At 34.0% G+C, this 450-nt stretch carries 1 pseudogene; it reads right to left on the bottom strand.

The window, feature by feature from the left end:
* Positions 1-450, bottom strand: a pseudogene (locus LS65_RS09910) (bacteriophage T4 gp5 trimerisation domain-containing protein); the annotation flags it as partial.

The following is a 450-nucleotide window of genomic DNA, read 5'->3' as shown; positions in this document are numbered from 1 at the left end:
CGCCTTTATCTCCCCACCTTTAACAACTAATCCTTTAGAATCTATGACTACTTCTATTCCACCAGCTTTAATAATAACACAATCTCCCTTAGCAGTAATAGAAGTATCTCCTACTTGGTGAAGGATTTGGTTACCAGCATTAACGCTATAATTAGATTCTATTTTAGCATAACTAGAATCTGCTACTTGTGTGAGCTGTTTTTTTGTTTGTAGGCTAAAATCTTCAGTGCTTGATAAATCAATGTAATTTTTAGCACTAAGATTAAATTGTTGTTCTGTATTAAGACTAATACCATTTGCAGCATAAAGCTCATAACCTTTATTGATTTGATTTTTGCTATCTCCCCCTACATTCCTACTCTCATCTTGTTCTATACTTGTATTGAGATTTCCTTGTATCTCTACTTCCTTATCCTCTCCTACATATTCACTGCTATCCTTTGCTACTCT

The organism is Helicobacter japonicus (genome assembly GCF_000762845.2).
Classification (GTDB): domain Bacteria; phylum Campylobacterota; class Campylobacteria; order Campylobacterales; family Helicobacteraceae; genus Helicobacter_C; species Helicobacter_C japonicus.
The sequence above is the reverse complement of the archived record's forward strand: the minus strand, read 5'-3'. Positions and strand labels throughout refer to the sequence as shown.